We start from the raw sequence: 15,114 nt of genomic DNA on the forward strand, positions 1-15,114 counted from the left end.
TTTTGTGTTATGGATCTGACAGTTGTGGAACGCGAACCATCAAAACCTGAAGAAAACACCTGCTACTGCGGTGATTGCTGTCACCACTCCGGCTATTAATGCAAGCGGATATAAATTTGTCTCTCTATTAAGTTTTTTCTCCTCCGCCAATAGCTTTTTCCTCTCGGCCACAAGCTTTCTTGACTCATTTTCCAGCCTGTCGAGTTCCAGATTTTCAAGATCGTTCTTGAGCATTCGCCTTCCTTGGCTGTTGGCAGTCCCTGCCCGAGCTGCTTTGCGCCACATGATTTCGCGTTCGCCCACCATTCCGATAGCAGACGCATCTTCCAAATTCGTAGGCAAAATCCGCGAAAATCGTAGGTAGCCTCGTACAAAAACAACGGTCAGCTCATCGTCCCTGCTGTCAATTCGCCCGACATGATCTAGCGTGAGAGAAGTCCCCTGCCCCATGGAGTCTCTACCCATGCCCCTCGTGCGCGTCGAAATCAGAAAACACTCCGATCCCACCTTCGCCAGGCGCATCGGCGAACAGATCTACGCCGCCATGCGCAACACCATCAATGTGCCGGAGCATGACAACTTCCAGATCCTCAATGAGCACGACGGCGAGCATTTCATCTTCGACGAGCAATATCTGGGCATCCAGCGCACAGACCAACTGGTGATCATTCAGATCACCCTCAACGAAGGCCGGACACTGGAGCAGAAAAAGGCCCTGTACCAGACCATCGCGCAGAGCCTCAACAGCCAACTGGGCATCCGCCTGGAAGACGTGTTCATCAATCTGGTGGAAGTCAAAAAGGAGAATTGGTCGTTCGGCAACGGCATTGCCCAATACGCCGGTTGAACAGCCCGACGAAGCGATCCCGCGCTCCCCGTGCCAGCTCCTACACTGGGCTGAAGCGGGGTAGCGCCCACCATTGCCAAACCGCTCTGGAATCAGCACTCTGAGACGATTTTCGCGACTGAACCGTTATTGATCACAGGAGCCGCGCAATGCCCGCCACCGTTCTGGTACTGGTTGAAACCATCAATGATTATTTGCCGATTCTCGAGCAGCAGGGTTTTCACCTGATCCTCGCCCCGACGCCTGCCGAACGAGCGCAAGCCATCCAGACCCACGGCAGCCGCATCGATGCGGTGCTGACCCGCGGCCCGCTGGGCCTGACCGCCGATGAAATTGCCAGCCTGCCGGCGCTCAAGATCATCACGGTGATCGGCGCCGGTTACGAACATGTCGACCTGCAGGCCGCCAGCGACCGCGGGATCACCGTGACCAATGGTGCCGGGGTCAACGCCTCGTCGGTGGCCGACCACGCGATGGCGATGCTGCTCGCGCTGGTGCGTGACATTCCACGCTGCGACGCGGCGGTACGACGCGGTGAATGGCCGAAGATCATGCGTCCGTCGCTGGCCGGCAAGCGCCTGGGCATCCTCGGGCTGGGCGCTGTGGGCCTGGCGATTGCCAGACGCGCGCACCTTGGTTTCGATATGCAGATCAGCTACCACAATCGTCAACTGCGCAACGACGTGCCCTATGCGTTCTGCTCCACCCCGACAGAACTGGCGCGGGCCTCGGACTTTCTGATTGTCGCCACGCCTGGCGGGATCGGCACTCAACATCTGGTAACCCGGCCAGTGCTCGATGCGCTGGGGCCAAAAGGCTTCATCGTCAACATTGCCCGGGCCAGCGTAATCGCTACCGGCGAACTGATCAGCGCACTGGAGCAGCGGCGAATCGCCGGCGCCGCTATGGATGTATTCGACCATGAACCGCAGGTGCCGGATGCGCTGAAATCCCTCGGCAACGTGCTCCTCACGCCGCACGTGGCCGGCCTGTCACCGGAGGCCACACAAGGCACTGTTGAACTGGTGGGGAAAAACCTCGTGGCGTTTTTCTCCGGGCAGCCGGTGCTCACTCCCATCGAGCTTCCGCCAAGGCACACCAATCAGCGCGTGCACTGAACGCACGCCCCTGCGGCAGCTGGCAAGCGGGGGCTGTTCTGCCTATTCGGAACGCTGATTATCCGGCAACACGCTAACCTATAAGACCGCAGCGCGCTTGTGGGCAGTCGGGCGCGCCATTAGATTAGCCAATGATGTCTGGCCTCCAAAATAAGCAGAAGGGATAAGCATGGCGCTTACTGACCAGTCCACCCGTATCCGCTCTGGCGAAGAACTCGATGCCAGCCTGATCGATCCGTACCTCAAGGCGCACATTCCTGGCCTGACCGGAACACCTGCGATCAGCCAGTTCCCCGGCGGTGCGTCGAACCTGACGTACCTTCTGGAGTATCCGCAGCAGGAATTCGTCCTGCGCCGGCCGCCGTTCGGCCACAAAGCCAAATCCGCCCACGACATGGGCCGTGAATTCCGCATTCTCAATCAACTGCGCGACGGTTTCCCGTACTGCCCCAAGGCTTACGTGCACTGCACCGACGAGTCGGTGATCGGCGCCGAGTTCTATGTGATGGAGCGGGTCAAGGGCATCATCCTGCGCTCCGACCTGCCGCCGGAGCTGGGGCTTGATGCGGCGAAAACCGAAGCACTGTGCAAGAGCTTCATTGATCGTTTGGTCCAGCTGCACCAGGTCGACTACAACGCTTGCGGCCTCGGTGATCTGGGCAAGCCTGAAGGTTACGTCGCCCGTCAGATCAAGGGCTGGAGCGAGCGCTACGAAAAAGCCCTGACCCCGGACGCGCCGCACTGGGAAAAGGTCAAAGTCTGGCTCAACGACAAGATGCCGGCCGACCACCCGACCTCGAGCATCGTCCACAACGATTACCGCTTCGACAACGTGATCCTCGACCCGGCCAACCCGATGCAGATCATCGGCGTGCTCGACTGGGAACTGACCACCCTCGGCGACCCGCTGATGGACCTGGGCAACACCCTCGCCTACTGGATCGAAGCCGGCGACCCGGCGCCAGTTCAACTGATGCGCCGCCAGCCGAGCCACGCTCCGGGCATGCTGACCCGCCGCGAGTTCGTCGACTACTACGCCGCGCGCTCGGGCATCCAGATCGACAATTTCGACTTCTACTACACCTACGGCCTGTTCCGCCTGGCCGGCATCGTGCAGCAGATCTACTACCGCTTCTACCACGGTCAGACCCAGGACAAACGCTTCGCGCAGTTCATTCACATGAACAAACTGCTGGAGCACATGAGCCTGCAGGTCATTGCAAAATCGAGCCTCTGACGGCCCACACCAAGGAACCCTTATGTCCAAGACTCAGTTGTTCGACCTCGACGGCAAGATCGCTTTCGTCTCCGGCGCCAGCCGCGGCATCGGTGAAGCCATCGCCAAATTGCTGGCCCAGCAAGGCGCCCACGTGATCGTCTCGAGCCGCAAGCTCGAAGGTTGCCAGCACGTCGCCGACGCGATCATCGCCGCCGGCGGCAAAGCCACTGCCGTGGCCTGCCACATCGGTGAGATGGAGCAGATTGCCCAGGTATTCGCCGGGATCAAGGAGCAATTCGGTCGCCTCGACATTCTGGTGAACAACGCCGCGACCAACCCGCAATTCTGCAACGTGCTGGATACCGATCTGGGTGCGTTCCAGAAGACCGTCGACGTGAACATCCGCGGCTACTTCTTCATGTCGGTGGAAGCCGGCAAGCTGATGCGCGAAAACGGTGGCGGCAGCATCATCAACGTCGCGTCGATCAACGGTATTTCGCCCGGCGTGTTCCAGGGCATCTACTCGGTGACCAAAGCGGCGGTGATCAACATGACCAAAGTCTTCGCCAAGGAGTGCGCGCAATTCGGCATCCGCTGCAACGCGCTGCTGCCGGGCCTGACCGACACCAAGTTCGCTTCGGCGCTGGTGAAGAACGATGCGATCCTCAAGCAGGCGCTGACACAGATCCCGCTCAAGCGCGTGGCCGATCCGAGCGAGATGGCCGGCGCGGTGCTGTATCTGGCGAGCGATGCGTCGAGCTACACCACCGGGGTTTCGCTGAATGTGGACGGCGGTTTCCTGTCCTGACCCAAACGCCCCCGTGTAGGAGCTGCCGAAGGCTGCGATCTTTTGCTTTTGATTTTTGAAGATCAAGATCAAAAGATCGCAGCCTTCGGCAGCTCCTACAATGGATTGAGGTCAGGCAATGACCACGCAGCACCCCGCCTGCAAAGCTGCCCCACGCTACTGCGTGACACAGCGAGTGGTGGTGATATGCCGGGTCACCTGCTCGTCAACGTACATGTCGCCGGACACCTGAGTGTCTTCCAGGGTCTGACAGGTACGTACCGGCGGTGGTGGCGGTGCAGCAGGAGGCGGTGGCGGAGGACTGGCGCAGCCGCTCAATAGCGCAACAGAGAAAGCCAGCGACAACGACAGGTACACGCGTTTCCCAGGATTATTCATAGGACGACCCGCGATGAATGGAAGAGCCACTTGCGCCACCGCGCACGACTGCAGCGGTTGACGCAAGACCTGACCACTCATTCTTTATAGCCGACCACCCTGTAACCGCCAGTGAAATGGAGGGGGATCAGGGAATTGGCTGTCGATTCTGTGGAGCCCGTTGCAGGCCATCTGCAAGGGAAAGCGTCTGCCATCCGGTTCCCGTTCAACCATGCAGCAGCGCGGTGGCGGATGAGATCACCAGCAACACCGCCAGAACCCGGTTCAACCATTGCAACTGCGCCGGGTTGCTCAGCCAGCGCGCCGCGCCTCGACCCAGCAGCGCCCAGAGCGCCAGACACGGCAACGACACCAGAAAAAACGCCAGGCACAACCCGTTCAGCCCCTGCCCTTGCGCGGTGAACACGCTGATCACGGCAATCGCCATCATCCACGACTTGGGATTGACCCACTGCAGCAGCGCGGCGCCGAGCAGGCCCAGTTCGGGTTTTTCATCGCCGGAAGCGGCGTCGATGGCAGTGGCCGGCGCGGTGAAGATCTGCCACGCCAGCCAAAGCATCCAGCACATCCCCAGCGCACTGATCACCGGGCGCACGCCGGGCTGCATCAGCGTGCTGGCGCCAGCGCCGGCAACCCACACCAGTGACGCAGCGCCCGCCCCCGCGCCGAGGATGATCGGCAGGCACGGCCGCCAGCCACGTCGGGCGCTGGTGCTGAGGACGATCAGGTTGGTCGGCCCCGGGGTAATCGAAGCGACGAAGGCAAAGAGGATGAATGCAAGCATGGCACGGCCCTGTAGAAAGTCAGGACCTACTGTGGCGGTTTCGAGGTGGGGCGGTCTTGAACGTTTGTTCAGCGTCGAAACGTGCCAATCGCTCGTTGCTGATAGGCGCCCGGGGTGATGCCATAGGCACGCACGAACCAGCGGCCGAGGTGGCTTTGATCGGCGAAACCGAGCTGGCTGGCGACTTCTATCGGCTGTATGCCGGCAGCGAGCATCTGCCGGCCTCGGCTCAGACGCAGCTGGATCAGCCACGCGTGGGGGGCAAGTCCGTAGGCAGCCTTGAATGCACGCGTCAGACGAAAGCGGTCGGTGCCGCAGACGTCGGCCAGGGTTTGCAGGCTGATGTCCTGCTCGTGGTAGGCCATCAGGTAATCGCGTGCCTGACGGGCGATCAAGGGTGCGCGATTGGCGGCTATCGGTTGTGGTCGGCGATATAAATGAATCGCCAGTCGTTCGAGCAAGGTGTCCAGCGCCATATCCCGGACCATGCGCACGTCCTGCTTATGCAGCGCATTGAACGCGAACAGGGTGGCCCGGGCCAGCTCGGGATCGTCGTTGAGCACACTGCCGATGCCCGGCAGGCCGCTGCCGTAACTGCCCAGATGCAGACCGTCCAGCGCCTGTTCCAGCCACGCCGGTTGCAGATACAGCATGCGATAGGTGAAGCCGTCCGGGCTCGGCGCATCGCCGTCATGGATGTCGCCGGGCTCGAGCATGAAGACCTTGCCCGGCGTGCTGTCATGCCGCGCCCGCCGGCTGTTGAAGCGCTGCACGCCTTGTTCGGTGAAACCGATCAGATAGGTTTCATGCCAGTGCGGATCGTAGGCATGCGCGTGCCCGGCGAAATGCGCGTGCAGGGTTTCGATGCCGGTCTCCCGGTCGTGGGCAAGGTCGATCCAGTTGCTCATGGCTTGAATACGGTGATGGGCTGGGGCCAGTAATCCACAAATGGCGCGATGAGGCTAGAAGGTTTGTGCAAAGTCCCCGTAGGAGCTGCCGTAGGCTGCGATCTTTTGTTTTTAAAGATCAAGATCAAAAGATCGCAGCCTTCGGCAGCTCCTACAGGGGGGATTTGGGTGGACTATCCGCGTAACAAGCCCTGCTCCGCCTCGCAAAGGCCGACGACATAATCCCAGACCACCCGCAGCCGCACCGATTTGTGCAGTTCGCGCCGCGTGCTGATCCAGTAGCTGCGCTCGATGCTGTCATCTGGCAACAACGCCACCAGATCCGGATCCGACGCGGCCATGTAGCAGGGCAGCACGGCAATGCCCAATCCCGAGCGCGCCGCTTCCTGCTGGGCGATGACGCTGGTGCTATGGAACACCACGCGCGGACTGCGGCAGAAGCTGTTGAGGAACATCAGTTCCTGACTGAACAGCAGATCATCCACATATCCGATCCACGCATGCCGCCCGAGGTCTTCGCGGCTGCGCAAGGGCGGCGCGTTGTCGAGGTAACGTTGGCTGGCGTAGAGCGCCAGCCGATAGTCGGTGAGCTTGCGCGTGACCAGCATGTCGGCGGCCGGGCGCTCCAGATGAATGCTGATTTCTGCCTCGCGGTTGAGGATGCTGACAAAGCGCGGCACGGCGACCAGTTCCACTTCCAGCCCCGGATAGCGTTCGAACAGGCCGATCATGCGGCTGGCGAGAAACTTGATGCCCAGCCCTTCGGTGACGCCGACACGGATCTTGCCCAGCGGTGCGGTGGACTGGGTGATTTCTTCCTGGGCCAGCAGCGCGACGTTCTCCATCGCTTCGGCGTGCTTGAGCAGCGCCTCGCCTGCCGGGGTCATTTCATAGCCTTGGGCGTGCTGGACGAACAGCGCGGTGCCGAGGCTCTTTTCGATGGCCTCGATGTGTCGGGCCACCGTGGCGTGAGTGGTGTTCAAGCGCCGGGCTGCGGTGAGCAGGCGGCCGCTGCGTTGCAACTCCAGAAAGAACCGCAGGTCGTTCCAGTCGAACATGGGGTGTCCTTGTCAGCTATCGTCAATCCGGGCTGTTTGAAAACGCACAGCGGCTGCGCAAAAACTAACATTCTTTTGACGAAAGCTAACAACTAGAGTGTCCGACAATAAAAACAAAAAGCGAGGTCAGGGAATGCAGACTTCCCTTGAAGAATACGACTACATCGTGGTCGGCGCCGGCCCTGCCGGGTGCCTGCTGGCCAATCGACTGTCGGCGGACAAACAGCAGCGCGTGTTGCTGCTCGAAGCCGGCGGGCGCGACAACTATGCGTGGATTCACATCCCCGTGGGTTACCTGTTCTGCATCGGCAACCCACGCACCGACTGGTGCTTCAAGACCGAAGCGCAACCCGGCCTGCAGGGCCGCAGCCTGAGCTACCCGCGCGGCAAAGTGCTGGGTGGCTGCTCCTCCATCAACGGCATGATCTACATGCGCGGCCAGGCCGGTGACTACGACGGCTGGGCGGCCGAGGGCAATCCGGGCTGGGCCTGGAACGACGTGCTGCCGCTGTTCAAACAGAGCGAAAACCACTTCGCCGGAGCCGCTGAATTTCACGGTGGCAACGGTGAATGGCGCGTGGAACAACAACGGCTGTCGTGGCCTATTCTCGACGCCTTTCGCAGCGCTGCCGAGCAGAGTGGCATCGCCAGCATCGACGACTTCAATCAGGGCGACAACGAAGGTTGCGGTTATTTTCAGGTCAACCAGAAGGCCGGGGTGCGCTGGAACGCGGCCAAGGCCTTTCTCAAACCAATTCGCGAGCGGGCCAATCTGACGGTGTTGACCGGGGTTGAAGTGAATCGGGTGCTGCTGGAAAACGGTCGCGCGTCGAAGGTCAGTGCACGTCATGAAGGCCAGGTGAAAAGCTTCAAGGCGCGCAAGGAGATCATCCTTTGCGCCGGAGCCGTAGGCTCACCGAGCATTCTGCAGCGCTCGGGGATCGGCCCGCGTCCATTGCTCGAGCGTCTGGGCATCGGGGTGATTCATGAGCTGCCGGGGGTTGGCGGCAATCTGCAGGATCACCTGCAACTGCGGCTGATCTACAAACTGCAGAACGCCCGCACCCTGAATCAGATCGCCGGCAGTGTGTGGGGCAAGATGGGCATGGGCCTGCGCTATCTGTATGACCGCAGTGGGCCGTTGTCGATGGCACCGAGTCAGCTTGGGGCATTTGCCCGATCCGGGCCGGAGCAGACCTCGGCGAACCTTGAGTACCACGTGCAGCCCCTGTCGCTGGAGCGTTTTGGCGAACCGCTGCACAGCTTTCCGGCGTTCACCGCGTCAGTGTGCGATCTGCGTCCGCAGAGCCGTGGCCGTATCGACATCCGTTCGGCGGATCCGCAGGACGCGCCGCTGATTCAACCCAATTACCTCAGCCATCCCGAAGACCTGCGTGTGGCCGCCGACGCGATCCGCCTGACCCGGCGCATCGTCAGCGCCCCGGCCCTGCAAGCCTTCAAACCGGTGGAGTATCTGCCGGGCGACAACCTGCAAAGCGAGGAGCAACTGCACGAAGCCGCAGCACGGATCGGTACGACGATTTTCCACCCGGTCGGCACCTGCCGCATGGGCCAGGACGCCGATGCGGTAGTCGATGCGCAACTGCGCGTGCACGGTGTGCCCGGCCTGCGCATCGCCGACGCCTCGATCATGCCGCGCATCACCTCGGGCAACACGTGTTCGCCTACGCTGATGATTGCCGAGAAGGCGGCGCAGATGATCCTCAATCCACCGACAAGGACCTGCACACCCACCCCCGAACTGGCCCAAACCCTGTAGGAGCTGCCGCAGGCTGCGATCTTGGCTTTTTCAGATCAGGACCAAGATCAAAAGATCGCAGCCTTCGGCAGCTCCTACAGGGGACCGTGTAATTCGTTCAAGGCAGCGCGCAACACCAGTGGAACAACAAAAACAATCACTGTGAGGGATACCGATATGTCAGAACACGCTCAGCCGCTGGACGCCACGCGCGGCGCCAGCACCAGCAATGCCACGCAGAAAGTCATCTTCGCCTCGTCGCTCGGGACGGTGTTCGAGTGGTATGACTTCTTCCTCTACGGCGCCCTCGCGGCGGTGATCAGCAAGCAGTTTTTCGCCGGGGTCAACGACACCACGGCGTTCATCTTCGCGCTGATGGCCTTCGCCGCCGGGTTTATCGTGCGGCCGTTCGGGGCGCTGGTGTTCGGTCGGTTGGGGGACATGATCGGGCGCAAATACACCTTCCTCGCGACCATCATCCTGATGGGCATCGCAACTTTCTGCGTCGGCCTGCTGCCGACCTACGCCAGCATCGGCATCGCCGCACCGATCATTCTGGTGGTGCTGCGCATGCTTCAGGGCCTGGCCCTGGGCGGTGAGTACGGCGGCGCTGCAACCTATGTGGCGGAACACGCGCCGATCGGCAAACGCGGTTTCCACACCAGCTGGATTCAATCCACCGCCACCCTCGGCCTGCTGCTGTCGCTGCTGGTGGTGCTCGGTTGCCGCTACTTCACTGGCGATCAGTTTGAAGTCTGGGGCTGGCGCATTCCGTTCCTGCTGTCGATCGTGCTGCTGGGCATTTCCACCTGGATTCGCCTGAGCCTGCACGAGTCGCCGGCGTACCTGAAAATGAAAGAGGAAGGCAAAGCCTCGAAAGCGCCGATCCGCGAGTCCTTCGGCAGGTGGGAGAACCTCAAGGTCGTGCTGATCGCGCTGTTCAGCATCAACGCCGGGCAAGCGGTGACCTTCTACGCCGCGCAGTTCTACGTGCTGTTCTTCCTCACCCAGTTCCTGAAAATGGACCCGGCGGTGGCCAACACGCTGCTGATCATCAGCGTGGTGATCGGCGCGCCGTTCTTCATCATTTTCGGCTGGCTCTCAGACAAGGTCGGGCGTAAACCGGTGCTGATGCTTGGCCTGCTGCTGGCGACCGCGCTGTACTTTCCGATCTTCAAATCCCTGGCGCATTACGCCAACCCGGCCATCGACCAGGCCAGCCGTCAGGCGCCGATCACCGTGCTGGCGGATCCGGCCACCTGCACCTTCCAGTTCGATCCGGTGGGCAAGGCCAAATTCGACAGCCCTTGCGACAAGGTCAAGACCTTCCTGGTCAAACAGGGCCTGCCCTACTCCAGCGCCGCTGCCCCCGCCGGCAGTGGCGTTCAAGTGAGCATCGGCGACGTGAAAATCGACGGTTACGACGAAGCCGCCCTGCGCGGCGCCGTCACCCTCGCCGGCTACCCGCAACAGGCGGATCTGCAGCAGATCAACAAACCGATGATCGTGGCGCTGATCGTCGCGCTGATCATCATCTCGGCCATGTGCTACGGCCCGCTGGCGGCGCTGATGGTCGAACTGTTCCCAACGCGCATCCGCTACACCTCGATGTCCCTGCCGTATCACATCGGTAACGGCTGGTTCGGCGGTTTCCTGCCAACCGTGTCGTTTGCGCTGGTGGTGTACACCGGGGACATCTTCTACGGGCTTTGGTATCCGGTGCTGGTTACCGGGGTGAGCCTGGTGGTGGGGATGATCTGTCTGCGTGAGACGAAGAATATCGATCTGGACAAGAACTGAATCTGAACCTGCGCACATGATCCTTTGGTGAGAAAACCGGTGGCGAGGGGATTTATCCCCGATGGGGTGCGCAGCGCCCCCCGTGAAAAATGGGACTACTGCGTAGTCCATCGGGGATGAATCCCCTCGCCACAATCAAATCTCTTTATTCCGGAACTAAGCGTCAGCCTTGATCACTTCAAACTTCACCTGATCCGGATAAAACGCCACGTAGTCACGAATCGGCGCGACCGAGACTTTCGGATTTTCGTAAGTCCACACCGCATTCGCCCCCTCATGCCCCGGCACCTGCAGGCTGAAGTAATTGGCATCGCCCTTGTACGGGCAATAACTGGTGTGGTCGGTGCGGGCGAAGTATTTCTCGTCGATGTCCTCGCGAGGAATGTAGTAAACCGGCGGGTAGTTGGCCTCATGGAGGACCAGCACATGGGAGGACGCCGCGACCTGGATGCCGTGGAATTTCACCAGCAGGCAACCGGAAAGTTCTTCGAGGGTGATGACGGGGTTGAGGCCGGTGGTGCTCATGGGGTTTCTCCAGGGACAAATGAACTGTGGCGAGGGAGCTTGTCGAATCGTCGCACCGTCCCGCGGGGCTGCACAGCAGACCCAAATCCGGAAATCGCGCTGCATCAGGTATAACGCGATTTCAGGTTTTGCGACGGCTTCGCCGCCGAGCGGGACCGGACTCCCTTGCCACAAGCGTCAGGTTGGCCCCGTCATATCACTTCACGCGACGATATCGGACGCCACCGCCTGCCCCACCACACCCACGGCAAAGTCGACCTGCCCCTGGCCTGTCAGATCGACCAGCAGCCCGGTCTGACCGTTCTGCGCGTAGTACGTCAGAATCGCTTCCCCCGCATGACCGGTGAAACTGCTGACAAAATTCAGCGAAGCCGCACCCGTGGCAAACGCAGCGATGCCCGAGAGGTCGATCTTGTCCACGCCGCTCTTGAAATCCATGATCCAGTCCGGCTGGTTGTTGGTCGAATCGCTGGCTGCGCCGAACACGAAGGTGTCTGCGCCCTCACCACCCCACAACACATCCGCGCCGCCACCACCGTAGAGGATGTCGTTGCCGGCACCACCGAACAGATGGTTGACCGCCGAGTTGCCGATCAGCAAATCATTGCCCGAACCGCCAACGGCGTTTTCCACGGTCACGCCGTAAGCGATCGACACGTTGCCCACCAGCCCGCCAACGTCAGAGAACGAACCTTCATTGAGGTTGATCTTCTGATTCTGGGTGAAACCGGAGAAATCCAGCCAGTCATCCCCACCGCCGTCCCACACCGAAAATACGACCTTGGAAGAAGCCGACGTCGCGGTGTAGTAATCGCGCCCGGTATTGGAATTGAAGCCGTACCAAGTGTTATCGGCGCGCGTCTCATAGTTGGCGCCATAGAGTTTCTGCACCGCGACGATGTCGTCCAGCAACGGTGCCGAGGCGTAGGCGCCGCTGCCGTCCTTGCTGAAGTTCTGGTCAGTGTTGGCTTCGCTCCAGTAGCTCATCAGGCTGTAGCCACGGGTGTCTTCGGCGTACTTGGCGTCGTTGTAGGTCGGGCTGCCGTTGCCGGCGTTGTAGGCGCCCGGGTGCGACAGGCCGAGGGTGTGACCGATCTCGTGGGTCAGGGTCTGGCGCCCGTAGTTGTTGGTGTCCGGAGTCTTGTTGACCTGGTATTGATCGTTGATCAGGTACCACGACTGGCCGTCATAGCTGCCGCCGCTCGGCAGGTAGGCGAACGCTGCGCCGCCAGTGCTGACGTCATAGTTGCCGAAGGTCATGTGGCCGTCGCCGCCCTTGCCCTCAGTGAAAGTCACCTTGGCGACGTCGGCCCAGGATTGCATCGCCAGCACGGCCTGAGCCTTTTGCTGCGCGCTGAACTGGCTGAAGTTGCCGAGGTTGGGGTTGTAGTTCGCCGGTTTCTCGGTGAGGAAGGTGTAGGTCAGGGAGATTTTGCCGTCGCCGTTCTTGTCGTGCCACGACAGGTTTTTGCGCAGGATTTCGTCGGCTGCCTGATCGGCGGTGAACGACGGTTTGCCGTTGATCAGGCCGACGCCACGGTCATACAGGTGGCTGAAGGCGTTCACTTCATCATAGGCAGTGCTGGATTTTGCTTTGGCTTGGGCCATGGTGGGACTTCCTTGTTTCAGAGTCGTCAGTGCGTTCGGACCACGGCGATCTCCTGGCGGGATCGTCCTGTCGCTCGCGTTTCTTGAAAGGCCCGGTGAACCTGCCATGCCCTGCAACCGCCGCACCATTGGATTTCTCGATAGCCGTGCGCCGCGTCCCGGTAATACCGGTCACGCCCGGCAACGTTTTTATCTGTATATCCATACAGATAAAAGTTGCCCTTGGCGCCGAGTCCGGCCATTCTTTGCACCTTCAGTGAACTGATCGACGACGGTGGTTATGCGGCTGTACCTCTGTGAAAAACCTTCCCAGGCCAAAGACATTGCGGCCGTACTCGGCGCCAAACGTCGGGGCGACGGCTGCTGGCTGGGAACGGACGTCACGGTGACCTGGTGCATTGGCCACCTGCTGGAAACCGCACCACCGGATGCGTATGACGCGCGCTACAAGCGCTGGGTGCTGGCAGATCTGCCGATCATCCCGGACAAATGGAAAATGACCGTCAAGCCGCGCACCGCCAGCCAGTACAAAGCGGTCAAGCGCCTGCTGGGCGAGGCCAGCGAACTGATCATCGCCACCGACGCCGACCGTGAGGGCGAGATGATTGCCCGGGAACTGGTCGAACACTGCCGCTATCGCGGGCCAATCCGCCGCTTGTGGCTGTCGGCGCTGGACGAAGCATCGATCCGCAAGGCTTTGGCCGCTCTGAAACCAGGGGCGGAAACCTTCAGCCTGTATCACTCGGCGCTGGGTCGCTCCCGGGCCGACTGGCTGATCGGCATGAACATGAGTCGCCTGTTTACGTTATTGGGCCGGCAGTCCGGCTATCAGGGTGTGCTGCCGGTGGGCCGGGTGCAGACGCCGACCTTGCGGCTGGTGGTGGATCGCGACCGCAGCATCGCCGAATTCGTGCCGGTGCCGTATTGGGCGATCGATGTGCAACTGCTGCACAACGGCACGTCGTTCACCGCGCAATGGCGTGCGCCCTCCGATGTTTGCGACGATCAGGATCGCTGCCTGAATCAGGCATTGGCCCAGCAGGCAGCCGCCGCTCTGAACAGCGCCGCCACTGCGCGGGTGGTCAAACTGCGCACCGAGCGCATGCGCGAAGTGGCGCCGCTGCCCTTCGACCTCGGCACCCTGCAGGAAGTCTGCTCGAAAAAGCTCGGCCTCGGCGCCCAGGAAACCCTCGACATCGCCCAGGCGCTCTATGAAACCTACAAGGTCATCACCTACCCGCGCAGCGATTGCGGTTTCCTGCCGCTGAGCCAGCACAGCGAAGCCCCAGGAATACTCGCGGCACTGCGTCAGGCCGACCCCAGCCTTGAAGCCCTGAACGGTCACCTCGACCCGCAGCGCCGCTCGCGAGCGTGGAACGACGCCAAGGTCAGCGCCCACCACGGCATCATCCCCACGGCGGCAGCAAAAAATCTCGAGCGTTTAAGCGGCAAACACCGGGCGGTTTACACCCTGATTCGCGCGCGGTATCTGGCGCAGTTTCTGCCCAACCATGAATACGACCGCACCCAGGCCGATTTCGATTGCGCCAGTGAAGCCTTGCGTGCCGTCGGCAAGCAGATCATCGAACCGGGCTGGAAGCGTGCCTTGCCCGAGGCACTTGCGCCGGCCAAGGGTCGTGAAGCACCCGCACCGCAAACCCTGCCGGCGCTGAGCCAGGGTATCGATTGCGCCGTGGCCGGCGTGAACCTCAAGGATCTGTGGACCCAGCCGCCCAAGCCCTACACCGAGGGCGATCTAATCAAGGCAATGAAGAACGTCGCCAAACTCGTGGAAGATCCACTGCTGAAACAGAAACTCAAGGACACCACCGGTATCGGCACCGAAGCGACCCGCGCCTCGATCATCCAGGGCCTGTTGGACCGCGGCTATCTGGTGAAGAACGGCAAGGCCCTCGCCGCGACCCCGGCAGCCTTCAGTCTGATCGACGCCGTGCCCCGTGCGATTGCCGATCCCGGCACCACTGCCATCTGGGAGCAGGCGCTGGACATGGTGCAGAGCGGCGAAATGAGTCTGGAAGAGTTCGTCACCAAGCAGGCGGCATGGATGAGCAAGCAAGTCACTCGCTGTTCGGCGCTAAGCCTCACCATCAGCAGCCCGCCACCTGCCGGCAAGGCTGCGGCGCCGTGGAAGAAAAAGCGTAAATCGACGCGCAGCAAAACCGCCAGCGTAGCCAAACGCACCACAAAGCAATGACCTGTCCTGTGGTGGGGGATTCTGTGGTGAGGGGATTTATCCCCGATGGGCTGCGAAGCGGCCCCAGCTTTTACTTAACTAGAGGAC

The 15,114-nt window shown here is 61.2% G+C and carries 14 protein-coding genes; 7 read left to right on the plus strand and 7 right to left on the minus strand.

The features are described 5' to 3' along the window. Positions 1-39 precede the first annotated feature (39 nt). Positions 40-234 (minus strand): hypothetical protein, encoded by a 195-nt coding sequence (locus DBR18_RS24255; protein ID WP_108592235.1) that lies wholly within the window; start codon positions 232-234, stop codon positions 40-42. Between the two features lie 229 nt (positions 235-463). Between DBR18_RS24255 and DBR18_RS24260 the strand changes: the two genes are divergently transcribed. The 4 genes from DBR18_RS24260 (at position 464) to DBR18_RS24275 (ending at position 3,992) form a co-directional block, all read left to right on the plus strand. Continuing rightward, positions 464-847 (plus strand): tautomerase family protein, encoded by a 384-nt coding sequence (locus tag DBR18_RS24260; protein WP_108592215.1) that lies wholly within the window; start codon positions 464-466, stop codon positions 845-847. Between the two features lie 149 nt (positions 848-996). After that, positions 997-1,965, plus strand: a complete 969-nt coding sequence (locus DBR18_RS24265; RefSeq protein ID WP_108592216.1) for a 2-hydroxyacid dehydrogenase — start codon at positions 997-999, stop codon at positions 1,963-1,965. 169 nt (positions 1,966-2,134) lie between these two features. Further along, entirely contained in the window at positions 2,135-3,202 is a 1,068-nt protein-coding gene (locus DBR18_RS24270; RefSeq protein ID WP_108592217.1) for a phosphotransferase family protein, read from the plus strand. A gap of 22 nt (positions 3,203-3,224) precedes the next feature. Continuing rightward, on the plus strand, positions 3,225-3,992 hold the full coding sequence (locus DBR18_RS24275) for an SDR family oxidoreductase (protein WP_108592218.1): 768 nt from the start codon (positions 3,225-3,227) through the stop codon (positions 3,990-3,992). 156 nt (positions 3,993-4,148) lie between these two features. On the opposite strand, the gene DBR18_RS28185 is transcribed toward DBR18_RS24275, so the two are convergent. From DBR18_RS28185 to DBR18_RS24290, 4 genes are all read right to left on the minus strand, one after another. Further along, a complete protein-coding gene (locus DBR18_RS28185) occupies positions 4,149-4,451 on the minus strand; it encodes a hypothetical protein (RefSeq protein WP_146188790.1) in 303 nt (100 codons plus the stop codon). A gap of 124 nt (positions 4,452-4,575) precedes the next feature. Next, the gene (locus DBR18_RS24280; protein ID WP_108592219.1) at positions 4,576-5,154 is read right to left on the minus strand and encodes a LysE family translocator; all 579 of its coding nucleotides are present in this window, start codon (positions 5,152-5,154) and stop codon (positions 4,576-4,578) included. 68 nt (positions 5,155-5,222) lie between these two features. Next, the gene (locus DBR18_RS24285) at positions 5,223-6,062 is read right to left on the minus strand and encodes an AraC family transcriptional regulator (RefSeq protein WP_108592220.1); all 840 of its coding nucleotides are present in this window, start codon (positions 6,060-6,062) and stop codon (positions 5,223-5,225) included. Positions 6,063-6,235: 173 nt separating this feature from the next. After that, positions 6,236-7,120, minus strand: a complete 885-nt coding sequence (locus tag DBR18_RS24290) for a LysR family transcriptional regulator (RefSeq protein ID WP_007966865.1) — start codon at positions 7,118-7,120, stop codon at positions 6,236-6,238. A gap of 133 nt (positions 7,121-7,253) precedes the next feature. Here DBR18_RS24290 and DBR18_RS24295 point away from each other — a divergent pair, with 133 nt between their 5' ends. Together DBR18_RS24295 and DBR18_RS24300 are read left to right on the plus strand one after the other, a co-directional pair. Beyond that, a complete protein-coding gene (locus DBR18_RS24295; protein ID WP_108592221.1) occupies positions 7,254-8,900 on the plus strand; it encodes a GMC family oxidoreductase in 1,647 nt (548 codons plus the stop codon). A 156-nt stretch (positions 8,901-9,056) separates the two neighbouring features. Next, positions 9,057-10,679, plus strand: a complete 1,623-nt coding sequence (locus DBR18_RS24300) for an MFS transporter (RefSeq protein WP_108592222.1) — start codon at positions 9,057-9,059, stop codon at positions 10,677-10,679. Positions 10,680-10,835: 156 nt separating this feature from the next. Here DBR18_RS24300 and DBR18_RS24305 read toward each other — a convergent pair whose 3' ends face one another. Then, positions 10,836-11,204, minus strand: coding sequence for a DUF427 domain-containing protein (locus tag DBR18_RS24305; protein ID WP_108592223.1), 369 nt, complete (start codon positions 11,202-11,204; stop codon positions 10,836-10,838). A gap of 201 nt (positions 11,205-11,405) precedes the next feature. After that, positions 11,406-12,812 (minus strand): serralysin family metalloprotease, encoded by a 1,407-nt coding sequence (locus DBR18_RS24310; RefSeq protein ID WP_108592224.1) that lies wholly within the window; start codon positions 12,810-12,812, stop codon positions 11,406-11,408. 280 nt (positions 12,813-13,092) lie between these two features. Here DBR18_RS24310 and DBR18_RS24315 point away from each other — a divergent pair, with 280 nt between their 5' ends. Further along, on the plus strand, positions 13,093-15,027 hold the full coding sequence (locus tag DBR18_RS24315; RefSeq protein ID WP_108592225.1) for a DNA topoisomerase III: 1,935 nt from the start codon (positions 13,093-13,095) through the stop codon (positions 15,025-15,027). Positions 15,028-15,114 lie beyond the last annotated feature (87 nt).

Source organism: Pseudomonas sp. HMWF021 (assembly GCF_003061005.1).
Lineage (GTDB): Bacteria > Pseudomonadota > Gammaproteobacteria > Pseudomonadales > Pseudomonadaceae > Aquipseudomonas.